General features: G+C 64.2%; 24 protein-coding genes, 5 tRNA genes and 1 pseudogene. 17 read left to right on the top strand and 13 right to left on the bottom strand.

All coding sequences use genetic code 11. From position 1 onward, the window contains the following. Positions 1–163: 163 nt before the first annotated feature. Positions 164–634 (bottom strand): transcription elongation factor GreAB, encoded by a 471-nt coding sequence (locus tag ACIPG5_RS00005; protein ID WP_401372657.1) that lies wholly within the window; start codon positions 632–634, stop codon positions 164–166. A gap of 2 nt (positions 635–636) precedes the next feature. After that, positions 637–1,029, bottom strand: coding sequence for a hypothetical protein (locus tag ACIPG5_RS00010; protein ID WP_401372660.1), 393 nt, complete (start codon positions 1,027–1,029; stop codon positions 637–639). Positions 1,030–1,162: 133 nt separating this feature from the next. Here ACIPG5_RS00010 and earP point away from each other — a divergent pair, with 133 nt between their 5' ends. Continuing rightward, a complete protein-coding gene (gene earP / locus ACIPG5_RS00015) occupies positions 1,163–2,296 on the top strand; it encodes an elongation factor P maturation arginine rhamnosyltransferase EarP (protein WP_401372663.1) in 1,134 nt (377 codons plus the stop codon). Between the two features lie 48 nt (positions 2,297–2,344). Beyond that, positions 2,345–2,914, top strand: coding sequence for an elongation factor P (gene efp, locus ACIPG5_RS00020; RefSeq protein ID WP_011532839.1), 570 nt, complete (start codon positions 2,345–2,347; stop codon positions 2,912–2,914). A gap of 59 nt (positions 2,915–2,973) precedes the next feature. Here the strand turns inward: efp and ACIPG5_RS00025 are convergent, their stop codons facing one another. From ACIPG5_RS00025 to ACIPG5_RS00035, 3 genes are all read right to left on the bottom strand, one after another. Continuing rightward, positions 2,974–3,402 carry an organic hydroperoxide resistance protein gene (locus ACIPG5_RS00025; RefSeq protein ID WP_401372666.1) on the bottom strand — a complete coding sequence of 143 codons (429 nt, stop codon included), beginning with the start codon at positions 3,400–3,402 and terminating at the stop codon, positions 2,974–2,976. Between the two features lie 141 nt (positions 3,403–3,543). After that, the gene (locus tag ACIPG5_RS00030; RefSeq protein ID WP_176512051.1) at positions 3,544–3,999 is read right to left on the bottom strand and encodes a MarR family winged helix-turn-helix transcriptional regulator; all 456 of its coding nucleotides are present in this window, start codon (positions 3,997–3,999) and stop codon (positions 3,544–3,546) included. A 55-nt stretch (positions 4,000–4,054) separates the two neighbouring features. Continuing rightward, positions 4,055–5,011, bottom strand: a complete 957-nt coding sequence (locus tag ACIPG5_RS00035; protein WP_401372669.1) for a LysR family transcriptional regulator — start codon at positions 5,009–5,011, stop codon at positions 4,055–4,057. Between the two features lie 115 nt (positions 5,012–5,126). Between ACIPG5_RS00035 and ACIPG5_RS00040 the strand changes: the two genes are divergently transcribed. Continuing rightward, a complete protein-coding gene (locus tag ACIPG5_RS00040; RefSeq protein WP_176512053.1) occupies positions 5,127–5,876 on the top strand; it encodes a sulfite exporter TauE/SafE family protein in 750 nt (249 codons plus the stop codon). Positions 5,877–5,936: 60 nt separating this feature from the next. On the opposite strand, the gene ACIPG5_RS00045 is transcribed toward ACIPG5_RS00040, so the two are convergent. Beyond that, on the bottom strand, positions 5,937–6,788 hold the full coding sequence (locus ACIPG5_RS00045) for a LysR substrate-binding domain-containing protein (RefSeq protein WP_401372672.1): 852 nt from the start codon (positions 6,786–6,788) through the stop codon (positions 5,937–5,939). 96 nt (positions 6,789–6,884) lie between these two features. Between ACIPG5_RS00045 and ACIPG5_RS00050 the strand changes: the two genes are divergently transcribed. Together ACIPG5_RS00050 and ACIPG5_RS00055 are read left to right on the top strand one after the other, a co-directional pair. Beyond that, complete coding sequence (locus ACIPG5_RS00050) at positions 6,885–7,103, top strand: DUF1127 domain-containing protein (RefSeq protein WP_176512055.1); 219 nt, start codon at positions 6,885–6,887, stop codon at positions 7,101–7,103. A gap of 145 nt (positions 7,104–7,248) precedes the next feature. Continuing rightward, positions 7,249–8,469 (top strand): winged helix-turn-helix domain-containing protein, encoded by a 1,221-nt coding sequence (locus tag ACIPG5_RS00055; RefSeq protein ID WP_401372675.1) that lies wholly within the window; start codon positions 7,249–7,251, stop codon positions 8,467–8,469. Here the strand turns inward: ACIPG5_RS00055 and ACIPG5_RS00060 are convergent. Next, a complete protein-coding gene (locus tag ACIPG5_RS00060; RefSeq protein WP_236236169.1) occupies positions 8,450–9,796 on the bottom strand; it encodes a class II 3-deoxy-7-phosphoheptulonate synthase in 1,347 nt (448 codons plus the stop codon). The two genes, ACIPG5_RS00055 and ACIPG5_RS00060, sit on opposite strands and share 20 nt — an antisense overlap. Before the next feature lie 117 nt (positions 9,797–9,913). Between ACIPG5_RS00060 and ACIPG5_RS00065 the strand changes: the two genes are divergently transcribed. Next, positions 9,914–10,669: a spermidine synthase gene (locus ACIPG5_RS00065; RefSeq protein ID WP_236236170.1), complete on the top strand. Its 756-nt coding sequence runs from the start codon at positions 9,914–9,916 to the stop codon at positions 10,667–10,669. Between the two features lie 426 nt (positions 10,670–11,095). Next, positions 11,096–12,818: pseudogene (locus ACIPG5_RS00070) on the top strand (DEAD/DEAH box helicase). A 105-nt stretch (positions 12,819–12,923) separates the two neighbouring features. On the opposite strand, the gene ACIPG5_RS00075 reads toward ACIPG5_RS00070, so the two are convergent. Next, complete coding sequence (locus ACIPG5_RS00075) at positions 12,924–13,691, bottom strand: DODA-type extradiol aromatic ring-opening family dioxygenase (RefSeq protein ID WP_401372679.1); 768 nt, start codon at positions 13,689–13,691, stop codon at positions 12,924–12,926. Between the two features lie 101 nt (positions 13,692–13,792). Between ACIPG5_RS00075 and ACIPG5_RS00080 the strand changes: the two genes are divergently transcribed. Further along, the gene (locus ACIPG5_RS00080; protein WP_401372682.1) at positions 13,793–14,440 is read left to right on the top strand and encodes a thiopurine S-methyltransferase; all 648 of its coding nucleotides are present in this window, start codon (positions 13,793–13,795) and stop codon (positions 14,438–14,440) included. A 142-nt stretch (positions 14,441–14,582) separates the two neighbouring features. On the opposite strand, the gene htpX is transcribed toward ACIPG5_RS00080, so the two are convergent. Together htpX and ACIPG5_RS00090 are read right to left on the bottom strand one after the other, a co-directional pair. Beyond that, a complete protein-coding gene (gene htpX / locus ACIPG5_RS00085; RefSeq protein WP_176512062.1) occupies positions 14,583–15,470 on the bottom strand; it encodes a protease HtpX in 888 nt (295 codons plus the stop codon). A gap of 275 nt (positions 15,471–15,745) precedes the next feature. After that, a complete protein-coding gene (locus ACIPG5_RS00090) occupies positions 15,746–16,957 on the bottom strand; it encodes a pyridoxal phosphate-dependent aminotransferase (protein ID WP_039603103.1) in 1,212 nt (403 codons plus the stop codon). Positions 16,958–17,125: 168 nt separating this feature from the next. Between ACIPG5_RS00090 and msrB the strand changes: the two genes are divergently transcribed. Both msrB and ACIPG5_RS00100 read left to right on the top strand, forming a co-directional pair. Then, complete coding sequence (gene msrB / locus ACIPG5_RS00095) at positions 17,126–17,527, top strand: peptide-methionine (R)-S-oxide reductase MsrB (protein WP_176512063.1); 402 nt, start codon at positions 17,126–17,128, stop codon at positions 17,525–17,527. 2 nt (positions 17,528–17,529) lie between these two features. Continuing rightward, entirely contained in the window at positions 17,530–18,018 is a 489-nt protein-coding gene (locus tag ACIPG5_RS00100; RefSeq protein ID WP_401372687.1) for a glutathione peroxidase, read from the top strand. On the opposite strand, the gene ACIPG5_RS00105 is transcribed toward ACIPG5_RS00100, so the two are convergent. Beyond that, entirely contained in the window at positions 18,008–20,365 is a 2,358-nt protein-coding gene (locus tag ACIPG5_RS00105; protein ID WP_401372690.1) for a response regulator, read from the bottom strand. The genes ACIPG5_RS00100 and ACIPG5_RS00105 overlap by 11 nt on opposite strands. 175 nt (positions 20,366–20,540) lie before the next feature. Between ACIPG5_RS00105 and ACIPG5_RS00110 the strand changes: the two genes are divergently transcribed. After that, positions 20,541–21,428: an ATP-binding protein gene (locus tag ACIPG5_RS00110; RefSeq protein WP_236236176.1), complete on the top strand. Its 888-nt coding sequence runs from the start codon at positions 20,541–20,543 to the stop codon at positions 21,426–21,428. Further along, on the top strand, positions 21,429–21,911 hold the full coding sequence (locus tag ACIPG5_RS00115; RefSeq protein WP_401372693.1) for a GAF domain-containing protein: 483 nt from the start codon (positions 21,429–21,431) through the stop codon (positions 21,909–21,911). It abuts the gene before it with no gap. An 85-nt stretch (positions 21,912–21,996) separates the two neighbouring features. Here ACIPG5_RS00115 and ACIPG5_RS00120 read toward each other — a convergent pair whose 3' ends face one another. Continuing rightward, on the bottom strand, positions 21,997–22,764 hold the full coding sequence (locus ACIPG5_RS00120; RefSeq protein ID WP_176512068.1) for a hypothetical protein: 768 nt from the start codon (positions 22,762–22,764) through the stop codon (positions 21,997–21,999). 318 nt (positions 22,765–23,082) lie between these two features. Here ACIPG5_RS00120 and ACIPG5_RS00125 point away from each other — a divergent pair. The 5 genes from ACIPG5_RS00125 (at position 23,083) to ACIPG5_RS00145 (ending at position 23,639) form a co-directional block, all read left to right on the top strand. Continuing rightward, positions 23,083–23,158 (top strand) — tRNA-Glu (locus ACIPG5_RS00125). A gap of 2 nt (positions 23,159–23,160) precedes the next feature. Beyond that, positions 23,161–23,236: transfer RNA gene (locus ACIPG5_RS00130), tRNA-Gly, on the top strand. An 89-nt stretch (positions 23,237–23,325) separates the two neighbouring features. Then, positions 23,326–23,401, top strand: a tRNA-Glu gene (locus ACIPG5_RS00135). Between the two features lie 3 nt (positions 23,402–23,404). Further along, a tRNA-Gly gene (locus tag ACIPG5_RS00140) sits at positions 23,405–23,480 on the top strand. Between the two features lie 83 nt (positions 23,481–23,563). After that, positions 23,564–23,639, top strand: a tRNA-Gly gene (locus tag ACIPG5_RS00145). Between the two features lie 127 nt (positions 23,640–23,766). Here ACIPG5_RS00145 and ACIPG5_RS00150 read toward each other — a convergent pair. After that, positions 23,767–24,849, bottom strand: coding sequence for a fimbrial protein (locus ACIPG5_RS00150; protein ID WP_401372696.1), 1,083 nt, complete (start codon positions 24,847–24,849; stop codon positions 23,767–23,769). Positions 24,850–24,863 lie beyond the last annotated feature (14 nt).

Here is a 24,863-nt window from a genome sequence, read left to right on the forward strand (position 1 = left end):
TTAGCCAGAATTGCGTTCGCCCTGATGAAAAACCAAAGCGAATACATCAGTAACGGGGGCAAAAAACTTTGCCCCCAACCATAGAATCTCCCACAAGATCTTGCGCTGAACCTGAGAGCAGTGGAGCACCTGTGGGAGCCGGCTTGCCGGCGATAGAGCCCGCTCAGGCAACCGCGATAACGAAGAGCACCTGCGCCCCCAGGCTCACCTCATCGTCGATCTTCCTGCCAACCAGCAACTGCCCCAGGGGCGAGCGCGGGGTAATCACGGTCACCAACCCATCCCCCTCGCCAATCTTCAGCCCCGCTGCCTCTGGCCCCAGAAACAGCAACCGCTGCCCGCCATCCTCATCCTCCAGCGTCACCAGGTTGCTCACCTGCACGCCCCGCGCCGGGTCGTAGTCACGCAGCAGCAACTGCTGGTAGGTCAGCAACGCCTGGCGAATTTCGGCCGTGCGCCGGGCCTGGCCGGTGGCCAGATACGAAGCCTCCAGGCCCAGGGTGTCATACTTGTTCTCGGCGATGTTCTCTTCGGCGGTAGCGGTTTCGTAGGCGGTCTGCGCCGCGCGGCGCAGCACCTCCATGTCCGCTTCCAGGGCGGCGATGATGCCGCTGAGCAGGGTGGCCTTGTCCATGATCAGTAACAGAACTCCAGCACGTTGGCCTGGCTCTTGTCGGTTGGCGCAGTGCGGTTCTGCGACAGCCAGAACTGGCACTTGGGGCTGTTGAGGTTGCGCGGGTTGCCCTGGGCGGCCTCGGCGGCCTGCTGCAGCTCCTGCTTGTGCAGGATGGCCTTGTAGCGCTCGAACATCTCGCCTTGCGCATCGGCAGGTGCTGCGGGCGCTGGCGCTTTGCCGGCAACGGCCGGGGCGAGTACCTGGGCCACCGGCTGCACCTGCTCTGGCCACAGCCGCAGGGCCAGCCACAGGCTCAGGGCGATGGCCACGGCGCCGAGCCACAGGCCAAAGGCCACGCAAACGATGAGCTGCAGGGGCTTGAGGGTGATCTTCAGTTCACGGTGGCGGGGCATGGCGGCCTCCTGGCAGGGCGGGTCGAGGCGCCATTGTCGCATGGCCTCGGGCGAAATTTCAGCGCCGGCGCTTTTGTCGGCGACAATTTAGCCGCAGAATTCGCGGTTTTTGCGCAGGGCGAGCGGAGGGCACATGAAGGTCACCTGGGACATTTTCTGCACCGTCGTCGACAACTATGGCGACATCGGCGTGACCTGGCGCCTGGCTCGGCAGCTGGTGGCCGAGCACGGCCTGGCGGTGCGCCTGTGGGTGGACGACCTGAACGCCTTCGTGCCCATGTGCCCGGGCGCTGATGCCAGTGCCGCGCAGCAATGGCAGCAGGGCGTGGAGGTGCGTGCCTGGCCCGCCCAGTGGCAGCCAGTGGAGCCTGCGGACGTGGTCATCGGTGCCTTTGCCTGCCAGCTGCCGGCGCCGTACATCGAGGCGATGCGTGCCCGCGTTACGCCGCCGTTGTGGCTGAACCTGGATTACCTCAGCGCCGAAGACTGGGTCGAGGGTTGCCACGGCCTGCCGTCGCCGCAAGCCAATGGCCTGCGCAAGGTGTTCTTCTTCCCGGGGTTCACCGACAAGACCGGTGGGTTGCTGCGCGAGGCGCCATTGCTGGCGCAGCGTGATGCCTTGCAGCAGTCGCCCGAGGCGCGCACGGCGTTCTTGCAGGGGCTGGGTGTTCAGCCGGCGAAGGGTGCACAGCTGATTTCGCTGTTCGCCTACGAAAACCCGCAACTGGGCGCTTGGCTCGATGCGCTGGCCGCAGACAGCTGTGCCACTCACCTGGTAGTGCCCAGTGGGCGCATCCTGGGGGACCTGGCCAACTGGCTGGGCGAACCCGCGCTTGCAGTGGGCGACCTGCACCGGCGCGGCGCGCTGACCGTGCAGGTGCTGCCGTTCGTCAGCCAGGACGACTACGACCGCCTGCTCTGGTGCTGCGACTTCAATGCCGTGCGCGGTGAGGATTCGTTCGTGCGCGCACAGTGGGCCGGGCGCCCCATGCTCTGGCACATCTACGTGCAGGAAGAAAACGCCCATTGGGAAAAGCTCGAAGCGTTCCTTGGGCATTATCGGCAAGGCTTGTCGGACGATGCCGCACAGGCGCTGATGGCATTATGGCGTGCCTGGAACATGGACCACGACATGCGCCAGGCCTGGCAAGCGGCCCGCAAACATTGGCCGCAACTGCAGCAGCATGCCCGCGATTGGGCGGCCCGGCAGGCCGCTCGGCCGGACCTTGCCAAGGCGCTAGTACAGTTTTACCGAAATTCGCTATGATACGCGGCCTCGATTTTTATAAATCCATCCAGATTCGGATACTTCGTAATGAAAACTGGTAAAGAACTGAAACCCGGTACCGTACTGCGGATCGACAACGACCCGTGGCTGGTACAGAAAGCCGAATTCACCAAGTCGGGTCGCAACAGCGCGATCATGAAGACCAAGCTGAAGAACCTGCTGACCGGCTACAAGACCGAAACCGTCTACGGTGCCGACGACAAGCTGGACGACGTGATCCTGGATCGCAAAGAAGCGACCCTGTCGTTCATCAGCGGTGACTCGTACACCTTCATGGACACCACCGACTACACCATGTACGAACTGAACGCCGAAGACATCGACGCCGTTCTGCCGTACATCGAAGAAGGCATGGAAGACATCTGCGAAGCCGTGTTCTTCGAAGGCCGCCTGGTATCGGTAGAACTGCCGACCACCATCAGCCGTCAGGTTACCTACACCGAGAACGCTGCCCGTGGCGACACCTCCGGCAAGGTCATGAAGCCTGCCAAGCTGAAGAACGGTACCGAGATTCAGGTTGCCGACTTCATCCAGATCGACGAGTGGATCGACATCGACACTCGCGACAACAGCTTCAAGGGCCGTTCCAAGAAGTAATTCTTCTTGTGATGAGCACGAAAAACCCGGCCTTGGCCGGGTTTTTTTGTGCCTGCGATTTACACCGTCACATGCAACCGCACATCGACATTACCGCGGGTGGCGTTGGAGTACGGGCAGACCTTGTGCGCCTTTTCCACCAGCCCTTCAGCGTCGGCCTGGGCCAGGCCCGGCAGGTTGATGTGCAGGTCGATATCCAGGCCGAAACCGCCTGGGATCTGGCCGATGCCGACCTTGGCAGTGATCGAGGCGTCGGCGGGCAGTTGTTTCTTCTCCTGGCCGGCGACGAACTTCAGCGCGCCAATGAAGCAGGCCGAGTAGCCGGCGGCGAACATCTGCTCGGGGTTGGTGCCGTCACCGCCCGCACCGCCCAGTTCCTTGGGGGTGCTCAGCTTGACTTGCAGCTTGCCGTCGCTGGAGCGGGATTGGCCGTCGCGACCGCCGGTGGAAGTGGCTTCTGCGATGTACAGGGGAGTGACCTTTTGCATGATGAGCCTCGCGAATGTGCTGTGCGCCCTGGTCAAGGCAGGTGCGCCGGGTGGGTACGGGATTTAAATTAGCGCGCAATTAATTTGCGCGCAAGATAAATACTCACCGTCCATCGGAACGGGCATCACACAGCTTAGCCCTCAGAGGTGCTCTTGCAGGTTGTTGCGCAGGTCGAGCAAGTCCGCTTGCAGTTGCTTGAGGCGTTCCAGGCTGCGGCCGCTGGCCTTGAGGATGCACGGTGGTACCGCCTTGGCTTGCTCTTGCAGGGCTCGCCCTTTGTCGGTCAGGTGCACCAGCACCACCCGTTCATCCTCGCGGCTGCGGTTGCGTTCGAGCAGGCCTTCGCTTTCCAGGCGCTTGAGCAGGGGCGTGAGCGAGCCGGGGTCGGTCAACAGGTGCTGGCTGATTTCGCCCACCGTGCGCCCGTCCTGCTCCCACAGCACGAGCATGGCCAGGTACTGCGGGTAGGTCAGGCCCAGTGCCTGGAGCAGGGGCTTGTAGACCTTGGTCATCAGCAACGAGGTGGAGTGCAGGGCGAAACAGACCTGGTTGTCCAGCAGCAGCTCGTCACAGGAGGCGTGGGTGTCGGCGTTCATGCAGGTCCTTGAATGTCATCGATAGAGAAATCTAGCACGCTGATGATTAGTGCGCTCATTGCCAGCGCAATTCGCTGCGCAGCGCCAGGTCCCACGGCGGGATCGGGCTGAAGCGGCTCTTGAGGAATTCGAGCAGCAAGCGACTGCGAGAGTTCGTTTCATGTTCCAGGCGCAGCGCATAAATGCCGCTGGACTCCGCCGCCGGCAGGCCGTTGTGGCAGAACAGCGGCACCAGTTCGCCGCGCAGCAGGTAGTCGCTGATCAGCCAGGTCGGCAAGTGGGCGATGCCAAGGCCGGCCAGGGCGCCGAACAGCAGGGTTTCGGCGTTGTTGGCGGTCATGCGCATGCGCGAGGGGCGGAACTGGCGTGCCTGGCCTTGCACCGTGAAGCGCCAGGCGAAGGGCGGTGCCAGGCCGTCCCAGTCCAGGCCGTCGTGTTCGGGCAGCTGGCTGGGGCAATCGGGCAGGCCGCGGCTGGCAAGGTAGGCGGGGCTGGCGCAGGCGATGCGCACCATGTACGCCAGCGGCGTGGCCACCAGGCGCGTGTCGGCCAAGGGGCCTGCGCGCAGCACCAGGTCGACTTCGCCCAGGTGGCTGCCGTGCAGGTCGACGAAGCTGTCGATCAGCCGCAGTTGCACGTCCAGGCCCGGGTATGCCACCAGGAAGTCGGCAATGGCCGGGGCCAGGTGGCGGCGGCCGAAGGCGGCGGGGGCATCGATGCGGATCAGGCCTTCCGGGGCATTGCTCAGCGACACCGCTTCGGCGCGGGCCAGGCGCAGTTCCTCGATGATGCGCCGGGCGCGTTCGGCAAAGGCCTTGCCGGCCGGGGTGGCGCGCACGGCGTGGGTGCTGCGGGTGAACAGGCGGCTGCCCACTGCGCTTTCCAGGTTGTCGATGCGCCGGGCCACGGCAGAGGGGGTCAGCGGGTGGCGGCGCGCGGCGGCGGAAAAGCTGCCGGCCTCCAGCACATCGAGGAACAGGCTCAGTTGGTCGGTCAGGGTATCTGGGCTCATGGGGCAACCTTGCTTATGCATGAAACGCACAGCCATTGTGCGTTGCTGTGCGTTTCCGTGCCAGAGCGCGCTGGTTAGCATGCGGGGATAACTTACGCAGGCGGACGAGGCCCTGATGATCGAGTGGTTGTTGTATATCGCCCTGGGCGCGGCCCTGGGCACCATGGGCGGCTTGTTCGGCATTGGTGGAGGGCTGATTGCCATCCCGGCGCTTGGGGTGTTGTTCGGCCTGGACCAGCAGTTGGCGCAGGGCACGGCGCTGGTGATGGTGGTGCCCAACGTACTGCTGGCGCTGTGGCGTTACCACCAGCGCAACCGCATCGAGCTGCGCCATGCGCTGCCACTGTCGCTGTGCAGTTTCCTGTTTGCCTGGCTGGGCTCGATCTGGGCGGTGGGCATCGATGCGCATTCCATGCGCCTGGGGTTCGTCGGGTTTCTGGTGGCACTGGCGGTGTGGAACGTGGCGCGGATGTTCCTCAAGGTGGCACCGGCCAGTAACGAGCTGCGTTATCCCTGGCCGTGGCTGGGCGTGCTGGGCAGCTTTGCCGGCACCATGGGCGGTTTGTTCGGGGTCGGCGGCGCGGTGGTGGCCACGCCCATTCTGACCAGCGTGTTCGGCACCACCCAGGTGGTGGCGCAAGGGCTGTCGCTGGCGCTGGCGGCGCCGAGTACCACGGTGACCCTGCTGACCTATGGCGTGCACCAGAGTGTCGACTGGAGCGTGGGCATTCCTTTGGCGGTGGGCGGGCTGCTGAGTATCAGCTGGGGCGTGCGCCTGGCCCATGCGCTGCCGGAGAAGGTGTTGCGCGGGATGTTCTGCGTGTTTCTGGTGGTGTGTGCGGTGATGCTCGGGTTCGAGCTTTAGGGGCTGCTACGCAGCCCAATCGCCGGCAAGCCGGCTCCCACAGGCTGCACCTCCTGCCGTTCACTGGAACCCTTCGACGATGTAGTCGGCCATGCAGTCGGTAATCGGCGACTGGGTCTGGGTATTGCGCAACAGCATCACATTCGCCACCGGCAACTGCGGCAGCCCATCCTGCTCCCCGAGAATGCGGATGTTGCCGGCAATCAGGCTCTGCAGCTGCGCCGTCACCGCCAGCCCTGCGGTGACGATGGCAAAGATCGCCGCCAGGCTGGGGCTGGTGTAGGCGATGCGGTAGTCGATACCCTGGGCCTCCAGGGCATTGCAGGTCCAGCCGCGGCAGAAGCAGTCGGTATTGAACAGGGCCAGTGGAATCGGCCGTTGCTCCTGTGGGCAAAAGCCTTCGGCAGCGGCCCACACCAGGCGTTCCTGGCGCAGCAGCTGGCCCACTTCATTGCCTGGCTCGCGGGTGACGATGGTCAGGTCCAGGTCCTGGCGCAGCAGCAGTTGCTTGGACGAGTCGCAATGCACCTCCACCTGCACCAAGGGGTAGGCCTGGGCAAAGCTGGAAAGGATCGTCGGCAGAAAGCGCATGGCGTAATCATCCGGGGTGCCAATGCGCACCAGCCCGACCATGTGCGGCATGCGCAGGGTGTTGAATACTTCGCCATGCAACTTGAGGATGCGCCGGGCATAGCCCAGCAGCACCTGGCCCTCGGCGGTCAGGCGTACCTGGCGGCCGTCGCGCTCGAAAAGCTGGCGCTGCAGGATGTCTTCCTCCAGGCGTTTCATCTGCATGCTCACGGCCGACTGGGTGCGGTTGACCACTTCCCCGGCGCGGGTGAAGCCACCTTGCTCGGCGATGGCGACGAAGGTGCGCAGCACGTCGGCATCGAGGCTCTGGTACTGGGACATTGCATCAATCTCCGAGATGCATGGCATCAGAAACATTCGTTGGATTGATCTTATGCCTGGCCTGAGACTGGAGCCATCAACACGGAGGGCTTCACGATGAAAGGTCATGTCAGCACCATCCAGCAACCTGCCTTCTCCCTGAACCACCTGTGGCACGCGGCTGCCGACCGCCCGCTGCGCTGGTACGAGCTGTATTGCCAGCGCCGCGAGCTGGCCCGCCTCAGCGATGCCACCTTGCACGACCTGGGGTTGAGTAGGGCGGATATTCAGCAAGAGGCCGAGCGGCACTTTTGGGATGACCCGCTGCGCAAGTAGGCTAAGTTTGTCGGTGTATTTGCCGGCCTCTTCGCGGGGCAAGCCCGCTGCCACGGGTGCTCCACTGTTCTCAAGGCAGTGGGGTATCCGTGGCAGCGGGCTTGCCCCGCGAAGCAGTCGAGCAGCCACCCACAGGAGGCCTGAAGTGTTGCTCAAGCTGTCAATCAATCAGGCCCGGCGCCTGGCCTTGTCTGCCCAGGGTTTCGCCAAGCCGCCTCAAGCCTGCCCGACGCTGCCCGCGCTCAAGCGCATGCTACAGCGCTTGGGCGTCGTGCAGATCGACTCGGTCAACGCCCTGGTCCGCTCCCATTACCTGCCGTTGTTCTCCCGCCTGGGCGACTACGCCCCCGCGATGCTCGACCAGCTCGCCTGGGGCCGTGGCCGGCAGCGCCAGCTGTTCGAGTACTGGGGCCACGAGGCCTCGTTGCTGCCCTTGAGCCTTTACCCACTGCTGCGCTGGCGCATGGCCCATGCCGCTGACGGTCGCGGCATCTACCGCCAGCTGGCGCAGTTTGGCCGCGAGCGCCAGGACGTGATCGCCCGGGTGCTGCGAGCCGTGCGCGAACAAGGCGCGCTGGGCGCCGGCAGCCTGTCCACGCGCCAGGAGCGCGCCGGCCCCTGGTGGGACTGGAGTGAAGAAAAGCACGCCCTGGAATGGCTGTTCGCCGCCGGCGAGGTGACCGTGGCAGGAAGGCGCGGCTTCGAACGGCTCTACGATGTGCCGGACAAGGTACTGCCACGAGCGATCCTCGACCTGCCCCAGCCGCGCGAGGCTGAAGCCCACCAGGGCCTGATGCTGCACGCCGCGCAAGCCTTGGGCGTGGCGACCGAGCGTGACCTGCGCGACTACTTCCGCCTGGAGCCTGGGCAGGCAAAGGCGGCGCTGGCCGAACTGCTCGCCGATGGCCGCTTGCAAGCGGTGCAGGTGCAAGGCTGGAAGCAGCCTGCCTACTGCGCCGGTACGCCGCGCATTCCCCGGCAAGTCGCAACCAGCGCCTTGCTCTCGCCATTCGACTCACTGGTCTGGGAGCGCGAGCGTACCGAGCGGCTGTTCGATTTCCGTTACCGCCTGGAGATCTACACCCCGGCCCACAAGCGGGTCTACGGCTATTACGTGCTGCCCTTCCTGTTCGATGGGCGCATTGCCGCGCGCGTGGACCTGCGCGCCGAGCGGGCGCAGGGGCAACTGGCGGTGCACGCCGTGCATGCCGAGGCAGCGGGCTTGGGCGAGGCGGGTTACCAGGCGCTGGCGGCGCAGCTGCTGCACCTGGCCCGGTGGCTGGGCCTTGAGCGGGTGCAACTGAACTGCCCGCGTGAGGAGGGCAGCCAGTTGCGTCGGGCGCTGCTCAGCGGCGCACTTGCTTGAGGGTTTCGGCGATCAGGAAGGCCAGTTCCAGCGACTGGTCGGCGTTCATGCGCGGGTCGCAGTGGGTGTGGTAACGGTCTGACAGCGCATCTTCGGTGATCGGGCGGGCGCCGCCGATGCATTCGGTGACGTTCTGCCCGGTCATCTCGATATGGATGCCGCCGGCGTGGCTGCCCTCGGCCTGATGCACCTGGAAGAACTGCTTCACTTCATCGAGGATCTGCGCGAAGTCGCGGGTCTTGTAGCCGCTGCTGGCCTTGATGGTGTTGCCGTGCATCGGGTCGGAGCTCCACAGCACCTTGCGCCCCTCGCGCTCGACGGTGCGGATCAGCCCAGGCAGGTGCTCGCCGACCTTGCCGGCCCCCATGCGCACGATCAGGTTGAGCCGGCCCGGGTCGTTGCTCGGGTTGAGCGTGTCGATCAGGCGGATCAGTTCTTCAGGGTTCATGCTCGGGCCGACCTTGACCCCGATCGGGTTGTGCACCCCGCGCAAAAACTCCACATGCGCGCCATCGAGCTGGCGGGTGCGGTCGCCGATCCACAGCATGTGCGCCGAGCAGTCGTAGTAGTCGCCGGTCAGGCTGTCCTGGCGCACGAAGGCTTCTTCGTAGTTCAGCAGCAGCGCCTCGTGGGCGGTGAAGAAGCTGGTTTCACGCAGTTGCGGGGCGTTGTCCAGGCCGCAGGCACGCATGAAGGCGAGGGTTTCGTCGATGCGGCTGGCCAGCTGGTGGTACTTGTCGGCCAGCGCCGAGTTGGCGATGAAGTCCAGGTTCCACTTGTGCACTTGGTGCAGGTCGGCGAAGCCGCCCTGGGCGAAGGCGCGCAGCAGGTTGAGGCTGGCAGTGGCCTGGTGGTAGGCCTGCAGCAGGCGGTCCGGGTCCGGCACGCGGCTTTTTTCGTCGAAGCCGATGCCGTTGACGATGTCGCCACGGTAGGCCGGCAGGGTGACGTTGCCGATGGTTTCGTCGCCCGAGGAGCGCGGCTTGGCGAACTGGCCGGCCATGCGCCCGACCTTGACCACCGGGCAGCCGGCGGCAAAGGTCATGACGATGGCCATTTGCAGCAGCACCTTGAAGGTGTCGCGGATTTTCGCCGCCGAGAACTCGGCGAAGCTCTCTGCGCAGTCGCCGCCCTGCAGCAGGAAGGCCCGCCCCTCGGTGACCTCGGCGAACTGCCGGCGCAGCTCGCGCGCTTCGCCGGCGAACACCAGCGGCGGGTAGCTGGCCAGGGTCTGCTCGACCTTGAGCAGGTGCGCGGCATCGGGGTAGGTCGGTTGCTGCTGGATCGGCAGGGCACGCCAGCTGTCAGGGCTCCACGGTCGGTTCATCACAGGCTCGGTCTGGTCGGTTTGGGCATGCCTGCCATGGTAACAGTTGCCGCCGCGCTTGTTGCATCGGGGGCGTTGGCGGACAATGCGCGTTTTGCGCGGGCAGGTGGCAGGTAGATGGCAACGGAGCGGGAAGAGCGGCTGTTGGCCCGGGTCGAGGATGCCTTTGGCGTGATCAGCGTGTACGAGGTGGACGACTACCGCTTCCTCGAGTTCGGCGATGCCATCGAGCAGAGCTGCGTGTTCACCGCCGACCCCAGCTGGCTGGAGTACGACTACACCCGCGCCATGCTGGTCGGTGCGCTGTGCCATGAGCAGCCAGAAAGCGCGCTGTTCCTCGGCCTTGGCGCCGGCACCCTGACCCAGGCGTGCATGAAGTTCTTGCCGCTGGAGGATATCGAAGCCATCGAACTGCGCGCCGATGTGCCGCGCCTGGCCATGGAATACATGGGCCTGGACGACGACCCGCGGCTGTACGTGCGCATTGGCGACGCCCTGGAGCTGCTGCCCACGGCGGAAAAGACCGACTTGTTGTTCGTCGACCTGTACACCGACCATGGGCCGGGTGTCGGGCACCTGGCCTGGAACTTCCTTGGAAACTGCCAGAAGCAGCTCAACCCGGGCGGCTGGCTGGTGATCAACCAGTGGGCCAGCGACGACGGCAGGCCGCTGGGCGCGGCGCTGCTGCGCGGGCTGTACCACCGGCATTACTGGGAGCTGCCGGTGAAGGAGGGCAACGTGATCCTGCTGGTGCCGGCCGACCTTGATCAGCAACTGGACCTGGACGGTGTGCGGGCGCGGGCCGAGGCGCTGGCGCCGCGGCTGGGGTATGGCCTTGAAGGATTGATCCGAGAGATTCGGCCGGCCAGCTGAAGATCTGCTGGGTGGCTCGTGGCCCTATCGCCGGCAAGCCGGCTCCCACGCCGATCAGCGCTGTTCTTGTGGGAGCTGGCTACCCATGCCGATCGGTGCTGTTCTTGTGGGAGCCGGCTTGCCGACGATGGGGCCAGTGATTTCAACCAAGAAGTAACGTTTCAGCCAGCCATCGCTGATGGCCCCATACTGGCCTCAAACCCCGAAAATTTTCCTCACTGCCTTCTGTTAATTCGGGTATAGTACGCGCCGGTCTTTTAGCGGACCTCAAAATCAGGTGGTGCAAATCCTCCGAGTCCAGCTTCGGCTGCACGTCCGCTAGGCGGACCTTCCCAAGTTTTCTTTTTCAATCGTTTTCGCAAATCCCCGCCGCCAAAGCTGCCTGGGTGACCTTTTGGTCTTTCAAGGCATGTGCAGCTTTGGAGCATGGGTCTTTGCGGATGCACCTAGAGGCAGACCCATGACCCAGGAAACCGGCGGCTTCGCCGCTCTCGATCTCAATCCGAATATTGTTGCTGCCGTTCTGGCGACCGGCTACGAAGAGCCGTCCGCCATTCAGCAACAATCGATCCCGATCATCCTCGCCGGTCACGACATGATCGGCCAGGCGCAGACTGGCACCGGCAAGACCGCTGCCTTCGCCCTGCCGATCCTCAACAAGATCGATGTGAGCAAGCGCGAACCGCAAGCCCTGATCCTGGCGCCAACCCGTGAGTTGGCGCTGCAAGTAGCTACCGCTTTCGAAACCTACGCCAAGCAGATGCCGGGCGTGAATGTCGTGGCCGTGTACGGTGGTGCCCCGATGGGCCCACAGCTGCGTGCCATTCGCAACGGCGCGCAAATCGTCGTCGCTACCCCGGGCCGTCTGTGCGACCACCTGCGTCGTGACGAGAAAGTCCTGTCCACCGTGCAGTACCTGGTACTGGACGAAGCCGACGAAATGCTCAAGCTGGGCTTCATGGACGACCTCGAAGTGATCTTCGATGCCATCCCAGCCTCGCGCCAGACCGTGCTGTTCTCCGCAACCCTGCCGTCGTCGATCCGCTCGATCGCCGAACGCCACCTGCGCGAGCCCAAGCACGTCAAGATCCAGAGCAAGACCCAGACCGTTACCGCGATCGACCAGGCTCACCTGATGGTGCATGCCGACCAGAAGATCCCGGCTGTGCTGCGTCTGCTGGAAGTCGAAGAGTTCGACGCGCTGATCGCCTTCGTGCGTACCAAGCAAGCCACCCTGGACCTGGCCGCCGCGCTGGAAGCCAAGGGCTACAAGGCTGCCGCGCTGAACGGCGACATCGCCCAGAACCAGCGTGAGCGCGTGATCGACTCGCTCAAGGATGGCCGCCTGGACATCGTCGTCGCCACCGACGTCGCCGCCCGTGGCCTGGACGTACCGCGCATCACCCACGTGTTCAACGTGGACATGCCATACGACCCGGAATCCTACGTGCACCGTATCGGCCGTACCGGCCGTGCGGGTCGCGAAGGCCGTGCACTGCTGCTGGTCACCCCGCGTGAGCGCCGCATGCTGCAGGTGATCGAGCGCGTGACCGGGCAGAAGGTTGCCGAAGCACGCCTGCCGAACGCCCAGGCGGTACTGGATGCGCGCATCAAGAAGCTGACCTCGAGCCTGGCGCCGCTGGTGGCCGAAGCCGAAGCCACCCACGGCGAGCTGTTCGACCGCCTGACCACTGACCTGGGCTGCAGCGCCCGCGCCCTGGCCTCGGCCTTGCTGCGCAAGGCCACCAATGGCCAAGCGCTGGACCTGGCCGCAGTAGAGCGCGAGCAGCCGCTGGTGCCGAGCTTCGCCCCGCGTGGTGAGCGCACCGAGCGTGCTGACCGTGGTGAGCGCAGTGAGCGCCGCGAAGGTGGCGACCGCGAGCGTCGCGCGCCGATGCCACTGGCCGAAGGCCGCGTGCGTTGCCGCACCGCCCTGGGTGCCCGTGACGGCATCGCTGCCAAGAACCTGCTGGGTGCAATCCTCAACGAGGGTGGCCTGGCACGTGACGCCATCGGCCGTATCCAGGTGCGTGACAGCTTCAGCCTGATCGAGCTGCCGGAAGATGGCCTGGAGCGTCTGCTGACCAAGCTCAAGGACACCCGTGTAGCCGGCAAGCAGCTGAAGCTGCGCCGCTACCGCGAGGATTGATCCTGGCGCAATGAAAAAATCCCCGGCCTAGGTCGGGGATTTTTTTTGCCTGTGCCGGCCCTTATCGCCGGCATGTGGGAGCCGGCTTGCCGGCGATAGGGCCCTTCAGCCGAACCGATAAATATCCATCCCCAGCGCCCCCAGGGTAAACCCTTGGTGCACGATGGCAAATTTGCCCCCCGCCCCCAGGGCAAAGAACAACGGCAGGAAATGCTCATCACTGGGATGGTTGCGCAGCGCAAACGGCGCCTGTTGCTTGAAGCCCAGCAGCGCAGCCTGGTCATCCTCGCCGAGCTTTTCCACCACCCAGTTCCTGAACGCCAGTGCCCAGGGTTCGATCACCTCCGGCCCGGCATGCCAGTCAAGCTCGCCCAGGTTATGGGTGATGCTCCCCGACCCCACCAGCAGCACGCCCTCGTCGCGCAAGCCGGCCAATGCCTGGCCGACCTTGAGCTGCAGCGCCGGCCCCAGGTGGCTGGGTAGCGACACTTGGACCATGGGAATGCTCGCATCGGGATACATCAACGACATCGGCACCCAGGCGCCATGGTCGAACGGCCGCTGGGCATCCAGGCGCGCCGGCAGGCCAGCGGCGTTCAGCCGTGCGCTGATGTCGGCGGCCAGTTGCGGCTGGCCGGGTGCGGGGTACTGAACGGCGTACAGCGCCGCTGGGAAGCCATGAAAGTCATGCCAGGTCTCGGGCGCGGGGTTGCCGGTCACCAGCAGCTCGCGGCTCTCCCAGTGCGCCGACACCACCACGATTGCCTTCGGCCGCGGCAGGGCATTGGCCAGCCTGGCCAGCGCCGGCCCGCTGGCACCGGGTTGCAGGGCAAGCATGGGGGAACCGTGGGAAATGTACAGGCTGGGCAGCATGGTGAGGTCCTGAAGGTTAAGATGCCTCCATCTTCGATCAGTTATCGATCGACATCCAATATAAGATTTTTGCCCAAACCATCGAAAAACCAGGAGGAAACATGGAGCCGGCGTTCTGGCATCGAAAGTGGGCCGACAACCAGATCGGCTTTCATCAGGCCCAGGCCAACCCCTATCTGCAACGCTACTGGCCGGGGCTCGGCCTGCCTGCCGGCAGCCGGGTGCTGGTGCCATTGTGCGGCAAGAGCCTGGACCTGGCCTGGCTGGCGGGGCAGGGCTACCGCGTGCGTGGCATCGAGCTGTCGCGCCGGGCCGTGGAGGACTTTTTCCAGGAGCAGGGGCTTGAGGCGCAGGTGACGCAACAAGGGCCGTTCGAGGTCTGGCGCAGTGGTGAGGTTGAGCTGTGGTGCGGGGATTTCTTTGCCTTGCAGGCCGAGGATGTGGCGGATTGCGTGGGGTTGTATGACCGTGCGGCGCTGATTGCACTGCCGGCGCCGATGCGGGCGCGTTACATGGCTTTGCTTTCGCGGCTGCTGCCTGGGGGTAGCGGGCTGCTGGTGACCTTGGACTATCAGCAGGAACTGTTGGCCGGGCCACCGTTTGCGGTGGCGGACGAGGAAGTGCGGACCGGGTTTGCCGGGTGGCAGGTGCAAGAGGTGGAGGCACGGGACGTGATCGGGGAAAGCCCGAAGTTCATGCAGGCAGGGGTGCAGCGCTTGGTCGAGCGGGTCTACCGCGTGAGGTTCTGATGCCTGGCCTGGCCCTATCGCCGGCAAGCCGGCTCCCACACTGATCATCGCTGGCCCTGTGGGAGTCGGCTTGCCGGCGATAGGGCCGGTACAGGCAAATGAAAAAGGGCGACCGAAGTCGCCCTTTGTTTTGCCTGGTGAATCAACCGCGGCGGCGCAGTGCCTCGATGCGCTCTTCCAGCGGCGGGTGGCTCATCAGCAGGCCAGCCAGGCCGTGCTTGAGGCCGCCGTTGATGCCGAACGCCTTCAGGGTGTCAGGCATGTGCACCGGCAGGCCCTGTTCCACACGCAGGCGCTGCAGGGCACCGATCATCGCGCCAGTACCGGCCAGGCGGGCACCGGCTTCGTCGGCGCGGTACTCGCGGCGGCGCGAGAACCACATGACGATCATGCTGGCGAGAATGCCCAGCACCAGCTCGGCGACGATGGTCGCCACGTAGTAGGCGATACCCTGGCCTTCTTCGTTCTTGAAGATCACCTTGTCGACGAAGTTGCCGATGATGCGGGCGAAGAACATCACGAAGGTGTTCACCACGCCTTGCACCAGTGCCAGGGTGACCATGTCACCGTTGGCCACGTGGCCGATCTCGTGGGCCAGCACGGCACGCACTTCATCGGGCGAGAAGCGCTCCAGCAGGCCCTGGGAAACGGCCACCAGGGCGTCGTTGCGGTTCCAGCCGGTGGCGAAGGCGTTGGCCTCGTAAGCCGGGAAGATACCCACTTCGGGCATCTTGATGCCGGCCTCGCGCGACAGCTCTTCGACCGTCTGCAACAGCCACTGCTCGTGGCGGGTGCGCGGCTGGCTGATGATCTGGGTGCCGGTGGTCATCTTCGCCATCCACTTGGAGATGAACAGCGAGACCAGGGAGCCGGCGAAGCCGAACACGGCGCAGAACACCAGCAAGCTGCTGAGGTTGAGGTCAACCCCGTTGGCGGCCATGAACCCGTTGAAGCCGAACAGGCTCAGGGTAATGCTTGCAACCAGCACCACCGCGAGGTTGGTGGCTACAAACAACAGAATGCGCATCATGGTTGTTACGTTCTCCTGACGGAAGGGTTGTTGCGTATGCGGGGTATATAAGGGGCCGATCGCACGGATTCAATCGGGCGACTATTTCAAACTGTGTACGGCGGAGTATGGCAGAGGATCTGGCGGGGGCTGTGAGCTAGAGCGTTGCAGGATGTAAGAAACGGTCGTTGGCGTTTGTAGGGGGGCTGCTTTGCCGCCCATCGCCGGCAAGCCGGCTCCCACAGAAGGCTGCACAGGCCTCAAGCCTTGTGCTGCTTCTGTGGGGGAGGCATGCCTTACTGCGAATAGGTGCGCAGGAAGTTGCCGATCCGGCCGATTGCCGCTTCCAGGTCATCCACCCGCGGCAAGGTCACCACGCGGAAGTGGTCTGGCCACGGCCAGTTGAAGGCGGTGCCCTGCACGATCAGCAGCTTCTCGGACAGCAGCAGGTCCAGGGCGAACTTCTCGTCGTTGAGAATCGGGCAGACCTTCGGGTCGATCCGCGGGAACGCATACAGCGCGCCCATCGGCTTCACGCAGCTCACGCCGGGGATGTCGTTGAGCAGCTCGTAGGTGCGGTTGCGCTGCTCCAGCAGGCGGCCCGGCGGCAGCACCAGGTCGTTGATGCTCTGGTAGCCGCCCAGGGCGGTCTGGATGGCATGCTGGGCCGGCACGTTGGCGCACAGGCGCATGTTGGCCAGCATGTCGATGCCTTCGATGTAGCTCTGGGCGTGGTGCTTGGGCCCGGAGATGATCAGCCAGCCGGAGCGGAAACCGGCGACCCGGTACGACTTGGACAGGCCGTTGAAGGTCAGGCACAGCAGGTCCGGGGCCAGCGAGGCGGTGCTGATGTGCACGGCTTCGTCGTAGAGGATCTTGTCGTAGATCTCGTCGGAGAACACCACCAGGTTGTGCTGGCGGGCCAGCTCCAGCATGCCCAGCAGCAGCTCGCGGGAGTACACGGCGCCGGTCGGGTTGTTCGGGTTGATGATTACCAGTGCCTTGGTGTTCGGGGTGATCTTGGCCTTGATGTCTTCAAGGTCCGGGAACCAGTCGGCCTGCTCGTCGCACAGGTAGTGCACCGGCTTGCCGCCGGCCAGGCTCACGGCGGCGGTCCACAGCGGGTAGTCCGGGGCCGGGATCAGCACTTCGTCGCCGTTGTTGAGCAGCGCCTGCATGGACATCACGATCAGCTCGGACACACCGTTGCCCAGGTAGATGTCCTCGATGGTGACGCCTTCGATTTCCTTCTGCTGGCAGTACTGCATCACCGCCTTGCGCGCGCTGAACAGGCCCTTGGAGTCGCTGTAGCCCTGGGCGGTGGGCAGGTTGCGGATCACATCCTGGAGAATTTCGTCCGGCGCCTCGAAGCCAAACGGCGCCGGGTTGCCGATGTTCAGCTTGAGGATGCGATGGCCTTCCTCTTCCAGGCGTTTGGCGTGCTTGAGCACTGGGCCGCGAATGTCGTAGCAGACATTGGCGAGCTTGTTCGATTTGCTGAACTGCATGATGTGGTCCCGATTGAGAATACGCGGTGCGCCGCCGTCGAAAGGTTTGAAAGGGCAGGGCGCGGGTGCCAGACTTGAAGCCTTGCACACGAAGCCAACTAATATACGTGCCACCCGCGCCCTGGAAAAGACGGCGCGAGGTGAAATTCAGCCTGCCGAGGTCCCCCCATGCAAAAGATCGACAAAACCCTGGAACAATGGCGTGCGATGCTCGACCCGGAGCAGTACCAGGTGTGCCGCCTGAAGGGCACCGAGCGGCCGTTCAGTGGCAAGTACAACAGCGAGCGCCGCGCAGGCGTGTACCACTGCATCTGCTGCGACCTGGCGCTGTTCGATTCGCAGGCCAAGTTCGACTCCGGCTGCGGCTGGCCAAGCTTCTACGCGCCGATCGAACAGAGCGCGATGGTCGAGATCCGCGACACCTCCCACGGCATGATCCGCACCGAAGTCACCTGCGCCCAGTGCGATGCCCACCTGGGCCACGTCTTCCCCGACGGCCCGCCACCGACCGGCCTGCGCTACTGCATCAACTCGGTGTGCCTGGACTTCAAACCCCGCGACGGAGCCTGACCATGGCCGCATCGATGCTGGACATCCCCTGCGTCACCCTCGGTGGCGAGCACAAGGTGCTGGGCGACTTCCCGGGCAAGGCGCTGCTGGTGGTCAACACCGCCAGTCAGTGCGGCTTCACCCCGCAGTACAAGGGCCTGGAGCAGCTCTGGCAGGCCTACCGCGAGCGCGGCCTGGTGGTGCTTGGGTTCCCCTGCAACCAGTTCGGCAAGCAGGAGCCGGGGGATGCGCGGGAGATCGCGCAATTCTGCGAGGTCAACTTCGGCGTGAGCTTCCCGCTGTTTCGCAAGGTCGAGGTCAACGGCCCGGGTACCCACCCGCTGTTCGTCGAGCTCAAGCAGCGGGCGCCGGGCCTTTTGGGGTCGCAGAAGATCAAGTGGAACTTCACCAAGTTCCTGGTCGACCCGGCCAGCGGCAAGGTCACCCGTTTTGCCCCCACCACCAAGCCCCAGGCCCTGGAAGCCGACATCGAGCGCCTGCTCAGCCGCTGAGCGGCACCCAGTGCTCGATCAGCGCCAGTAGCTCTTCGCGGCGAAACGGCTTGGCCAGGTAGTCGTTCATGCCTGCCGCGCGGCAGCGCTCGCGTTCCTCGGGCATGGCGTTGGCGGTGAGGGCGACGATCGGCAGGTCGGGCCAGCGGCCGCTCTGGCGGATGCGCCGGCTGGCCTCATAGCCGTCCATCACCGGCATGTTGCAGTCCATCAGCACCAGGTCGAAATCATCCTGCGCCAGCAGCTCCAGGGCCTCGGCACCCTGGGTGGCCAGGGTGACCTGGCAGCCGAGCTTGGCCAGCATGCCCTTGGCCACCAACTGGTTCACCGGGTTGTCTTCAACCAAGAGAATGCGTGCACGGCCAGCCGCAGCGTTCAGCGCCGGGGTTGCCAGCGGGTGCTCCGGGGCATGGCCCTGGAGGATGCGCCGCAGCGTCTGGTACAGGGCATTGCGTGCCAGCGGCCGGGCCAGCTGGTGCAGCGGCGCCAGTTGCGCCGATTGCTCGGCGGGCAGGAAGTTGCCGTAGGCGGTCACCAGCAGGATCGGCGCCTTCAGGGTGGGGCGCAGTTGCAGCAGGTGGTCGAGGTCATCGGTGATCAGCAGGTCGACGCGCTCGGCGGGCAGGCTGGCGACGCTGTCGTGGCGCTGGTAGCTCAGCCCCCAGCTTGGCAGCAGGCCCTGCAACAACTCGATGAGGCCGCTGGCGGCGGCGCTCAAGGCCAGCACCTGGCCGTGCAGGGGCGCGGCGGCGATGGCCTCGGTGTGGATGGGCAGCGGCAGTTCGGCGCTGAAGCGGCTGCCGAAGCCGGGCTCGGAGTGGATGTACAGGCGCCCGTGCATGGCCTTGCACAGGTTGTGGGTCAGGGTCAGCCCCAGGCCGGTGCCGCCATATTGGCGGGTAATGCCGGCGCCGGCCTGGGTGAACGGCTGGAAGATCCGCGCCTGGGCCTCCTCGGGGATGCCGATGCCGGTGTCGCTGACCTCCAGGCGCACGCCGCCGACGATGCGCACCAGGCGGATGTCGACGCGGCCGAAACGCGTGAACTTGAGCGCGTTGGACAGCAGGTTGCTGACCACCTGGCGCACGCGCGTGGGGTCACCCAGCACCGAGCTTGGGAAGTCGTTGGCGATCAGGCAGGTCAGTTCGACGCTTTGCGCAGCGTTCTGCGACAGCAGGTTGGCGGTGTCCTCGACCATCGCCCCCATGTCGAACGGGATGCGTTCGAGCTCCAGTTGGCCGGCGTCGAACTTGGACAGGTCGAGGATATCGTTGAGCAGCTCCACCAGCACCTTGCCCGAGTCGTGGGCGATTGCCAGCTGCTGGCGCGGTTCGCTGGCCAGCGGGCTGTCCAGGGCCAGGGCGATCATGCCGAGCATGCCGTTGAGCGGGGTACGGATCTCGTGGCTCATGTTGGCCAGGAACGCCGCGCGCGCCTGGGCCATGTCCAGGGCCCGCTGGCGGGCTTCCTCCAGCTCCTGGTTGGACTGGCTCAGGCGGCTGTTGATGGCCTTGAGCTCGTCGGTGCGCGCCGAGACGATGTTTTCCAGCTCGTTGAGGTAGTCGGTCAGGCGGTTCTCGGCGCTGCGCCGCTGCTGGATTTCGGTGGCCATGCTGACGAACTGCTGGTTGGCGACCTTGACCAGCACGCCGATTTCGTCGAATTCGTGGCCGGGCGGGCAGTCCACCCGGGTTTGCCGCGGCTTTCGCGGGTCGCCGCCGCTGAGGGCGCCGATCACCGTCACCAGGGGCTTGGTCAGCATGAAGTAGAACAGCCCTAGGAGGATGCCGGTCAGCACCAGGCTGCGGGCAAAGCCGCTGAGCAAGGTGACCTCGGCGCGGTCGAGAAAGCGGCTGCCGAAGGCGAAGGTGTCGACTTCCAGGTACAAGGTGCCGAGGTACTCCTCGGGCATGTGGGTCAGGTACAGCTTGTCCTGGAACTGGCGCTGCTCGCCGAACAGGAAATCGCTCAAGGGCCGGTAGCTGTCTTGCAGGCGCGCGCGCTCGACGTCGGCCAGCACGGTTTCGTTGTTGTCGATCAGCCGGGCGCGGATCACCGCGGGCGATTGCAGCAGGCCGCGGGTCAGCTCCAGGGCCAGTTCCGAATCGATGTTGTAGGCAATGCGCGAGGCCGGGTTGTGGCTGATTTGCAGCAGCGCCTGCACTTCGCGGTTGATGGATGCGTCTTCGCTGGCATAATCGATGCCGATCTGGATGAGACTGAGCAATGTTCCCAGGATGAAGCCGACCAGGACTGTCAACCGGGCTTGCTTGTATGACAGGCGATTGGTGAACTTGATATCCATGAGTCCCGAGCCGGTTTCACGTCCCTTGCGCTGCGCAAGCATAGCCTGTAGGAGCGGCCTTGTGTCGCGAAAGGGCTGCACAGCAGCCCCGGCTATTTCAGCTTCGCAGCTTGCCTTTGAGGGGGCCGCTTCGCGACCCTTTCGCGACGCAAGGCCGCTCCTACAGAAGATGGGCTGCGAAATGGCCCCAAAGAACAGAAGTCCGAAGGAGTCCTCAATGGACGCTCGCTTGAATGCTTTCCTGGAACGCGCGGAATCGGTGCTGGCGCGTCTCGAACCCCTGTTGCCGGCGCCACGCCCGACCATCGACTGGTCCACCACCCTGGCTGCGCGCTGGCAGCGCGATGGCCGCACTGGCTACCTGATGCCGCTTGAAGTGAGCCTGGACATCCGCCTGAGCGACCTGATCGGGGTCGACAAGCAACGTGACCAGCTTGGCCGCAACACCCACCAGTTCATCCACGGCCTGCCGGCCAACCACGCCTTGCTGTGGGGCTCGCGCGGCACCGGCAAATCGTCGCTGGTGCGCGCCTTGCTGGCCGAGCATGCCGGTGCCGGGCTGCGCCTGATCGAGATCGAGCGTGACCACCTGGCCGACCTGCCGCGGGTGGTCGAGCAGCTGCAGAAGCTGCCACAGCGCTTCATCCTGTTCTGCGACGACCTGTCGTTCGAAGCCGGGGAGGGCGACTACCGGGTGCTCAAGAGCGTGCTCGACGGCTCGCTGGAGCAGGCGCCGGACAACGTGCTGCTGTACGCCACCTCCAACCGCCGCCACCTGGTGCCGGAGAAAGAGAGCGACAACGAGAACTGGAAGCGCGTCGACGGCGAGCTGCACCCCAGCGAAGCGGTGGAAGACAAGATCGCCCTGTCCGACCGTTTTGGCCTGTGGCTGTCGTTCTACCCCTTCACCCAGGAGCACTTCCTCGACGTGGTCGAGCATTGGATCGGCCAGCTGGCACAGGCTGCCGGCCTTGCCTGGCAGCGCAGCGAAGAACTCGACATCCTTGCCGTGCGCTGGGCCACCGGCCGCGGTAACCGTAATGGCCGTTGTGCCTATCAGTTCGCCCGCTACTGGGTAGGGCTGCAATTGTTGGAGCAGAAATAAATGATCGACCTCAATGCCAGTGGCGCCGGCCTCGACGGCTACAACCTGCTGGCAGCGCAAGTGCAGGCGCTGTTTGCCGACGAGCGCGACTTCATCGCCAATGCCGCGCAGTTTTCGGCGCTTCTCTACCACCAGGTGGACGACCTGAACTGGGCGGGGTTCTACCTCAACCGCAACGAAGAGCTGGTGCTCGGCCCGTTCCAGGGGCAGGTGGCTTGCGTGCGCATTGCGTTCAGCAAAGGCGTGTGCGGCGCGGCGGCGGCCACCCGGCAGACCCAGCGGGTGGACGATGTGCATGCCTTCCCCGGGCACATTGCTTGCGACAGTGCGTCCAACAGCGAGCTGGTGATTCCGCTGGTGAAGGAGGGCAGGTTGATTGGCGTGCTGGACCTGGACAGCCCGAAGCTTGGGCGCTTCAGCGAGGCGGACCAGGTGGGGTTGGAGCGTTTGGTGGCGGTATTTCTGGAATTGACTGACTGCTGATTGGCGCTGACTGTACTGGCCCTATCGCCGGCAAGCCGGCTCCCACCTGTGTGGGAGCCGGCTTAACGGCGATAGGGCGCACCGATCAGTCGTAGATCACCCGCTTCTTCCAGGTCTCGTCCTCGTCGGTCTTCAAGCCCTGGGTCAACGCGTTCTCGTCATTCTCGGCCGGCTCCATCTGGTCCAGCACCTGGGCATTGGCCCGCGCCAGCAGTTTCTCCAGATAGGTCAGCTGCTCTTCATACACTTTCGGCTCAGGCTGCTTGCGCAGGTACTGCACGCCGCGCTCGAACGCCAGGCGCGCCTGGCCTGGCTGCTCTTGCTGCAGGGCCTGCTGGCCGAGGTTGTTGAAGAACTCGATGTGCAGCAGCACCAGCAGGTGGCGAATTTCCTTGACCCAATGCTTGCCCTCGGCGGTCTGCAGCACATTTTCCTGGGTCGCCTTGACGATCTGGGTGTGCAGGGCCTCGAGCAGGAAACGCACATCCTTGGCCTTGACCTCGGTCTGGATCGGGCTCGGTGGGTTGTTCACCGGGATTCGCTCGCCCTGGCCGATCAAGCCTTCGAGTTCGGCAATCCGCGCCTTGAGCTCGGCATTGTGCTTGTCCAGCGCCAGTTGGCGCTGGTTGAGGCTCAGTTCCAGGCGAGCCAGCAGCAGCTTCAGCGCCGGGGTCATGAACTGGCCCGGGAAGCTCTCGGTGATTTCGCCACAGCGGCGCACGCGGTCGGCCAGTTCGATCTTCAGCCGCGCGCGTTCCAGTTTGCTGTTCTCGACCACGTTGTTGAGGTAGCCGATCACGATCAGCAACGCGATACCCGCAACGATGAGCAGTGTGATCAGAAGTGGTGTCACCGTTAACGCCTCATCAGGAAGTTTTACATTGAGAGTGTAGCGAACAGGCCAGCCCGCTCGCCACGTGACTCTGTGTCGGCTCGTCGCCGCATTTCTCCAGTGATGGCACTTTGCGTTCAGGCCGTCAGAAAATCAACGCCAATCCTTGGGCACCCCCGGCCAGGTGCCTATATAGAGAGCGAAGTCATTGATTTAAATAAATTTATAGAAAAGGGTTGACGACCTTTCACGGCATCCATAGAATGCGCGCCACTTGCAGCGTAAAGCACACAGCGAAACGCGGCAGGGAGTGAAAGCAAGCAGCAATGCTTGTAGCGTGTCCCCTTCGTCTAGTGGCCTAGGACACCGCCCTTTCACGGCGGTAACAGGGGTTCGAGTCCCCTAGGGGACGCCAATGCGGGAATAGCTCAGTTGGTAGAGCACGACCTTGCCAAGGTCGGGGTCGCGAGTTCGAGTCTCGTTTCCCGCTCCAGTTTCCACGGCAACGCTTTCGGGCGGTGCTGGAAAAAGAAATCCAGGGTACTTCGAAAGGAAACCTTGGTGCGCTGAAAAGCGTTGTGTGTCCCCTTCGTCTAGTGGCCTAGGACACCGCCCTTTCACGGCGGTAACAGGGGTTCGAGTCCCCTAGGGGACGCCATTTGCGGGAATAGCTCAGTTGGTAGAGCACGACCTTGCCAAGGTCGGGGTCGCGAGTTCGAGTCTCGTTTCCCGCTCCAGTTTTAATACTGTGGCGTCTATGCGGTGCAGTGGTGGTGAAGGTCTTGATGGTGCTTCACGCCGAAAGCGGTAAAAGTTTCACGCGGGAATAGCTCAGTTGGTAGAGCACGACCTTGCCAAGGTCGGGGTCGCGAGTTCGAGTCTCGTTTCCCGCTCCATTCATAGGTTCGCAGTTTGCTGTGAACTGACAAAAAAAGACGCTTAGGCGTCTTTTTTTGTGTCTGCTGAAAAGTGCACCGCAGCTTGGCCTTCAAGCCATACCCCAGCCAGGCTGGGGTAGCAGGGTCAGCGGTATTCAATGGTGAAATTCAGTGCGCCCTTAGCCACCCCGGGGGTGACATTGGCTTCGGTCTGGCGATACTGCGCGCGCAGGTCCAAGCGCATGTTTCCCGGGCTCACGGCCGCCATGTCGACGTACTCCTCAAGCTTGAGCGGGGTGTTGTCGCTGCGCAGCACCTGGATGCCAATGCCCTTGGCGTCGGAGTCGGTGGTAAGGCTGAACAAGCCCAGGTCGCGATCTATCGGCGTGGACCCGTCGACGCCGTCCAGGCGCATGAACGCCCTGGCGACACTGCCATTGGGGTCGTCGTCGCAATCACTGAGGGTGATGAAGAAATCGGTTGCAGCGGTGGTGGTGCCTACACCTTTGAAATCGGCAAGGTCGTGACTGCCAAGCTGTACCGGATTGGCGCTGACCGCGTCGGCCTTGAGGGTGCATTGAGCCTGCATCACCTGGGCACTGAGGGTCAGCCTCAGGGCGTCGCCCACATCGCTGATGTTAGCCCTGGCCACTTCCTGGCTGAACGATTGAGGCCCAGGGGGGATGTTGCCGGTCTTGATCAAGGCAATGTACGTCAGGCGCTGAATGTTGCTTCTCAGGGCGATGGGGGTCATTCGTTGGGCATGTTCGGCCAGGAAGGGCAAGGCGCCGACGCCGTCCAAGGCTCTGAAATGGTTGTTGGCCGTGCCGTTCAAAAAACTGCCAAACACCACATACAGGCCCACACCGGGGATGCTGGTCTGCAGCACCTTGCCATTCACGTCCCTGCCATCTATCGGAGGGAATGAACCGGGTGCCAGGGGTAATGAGGTAGTGACATCCGCGGTCAGGGTCCTGATGCCGTCGCTGTCACACACCAGCCGCGCGCCATCCGTACCGGTCATCAGTTGCAGGCCCCAGGAGGCGATCTTGCTACCCACCGGGGCGTCCCTGGCTACCCATACTGCTGGGCCGAGATTGTGGTTGAAGAGCATCGGCCCAGGCGTTGTTTCCCAGAAACATTCGTCATCGGCTTGTACTGTGCCGGCCATTGACAGTATGCCCAACAGGGCGGCGATGCTCAGGTTGAAGGTTGGTTTACGAGGCATTCTGGATTTCCTGT

This window comes from Pseudomonas sp. NPDC087029, assembly GCF_044745345.1.
Classification (GTDB): domain Bacteria; phylum Pseudomonadota; class Gammaproteobacteria; order Pseudomonadales; family Pseudomonadaceae; genus Aquipseudomonas; species Aquipseudomonas faucium.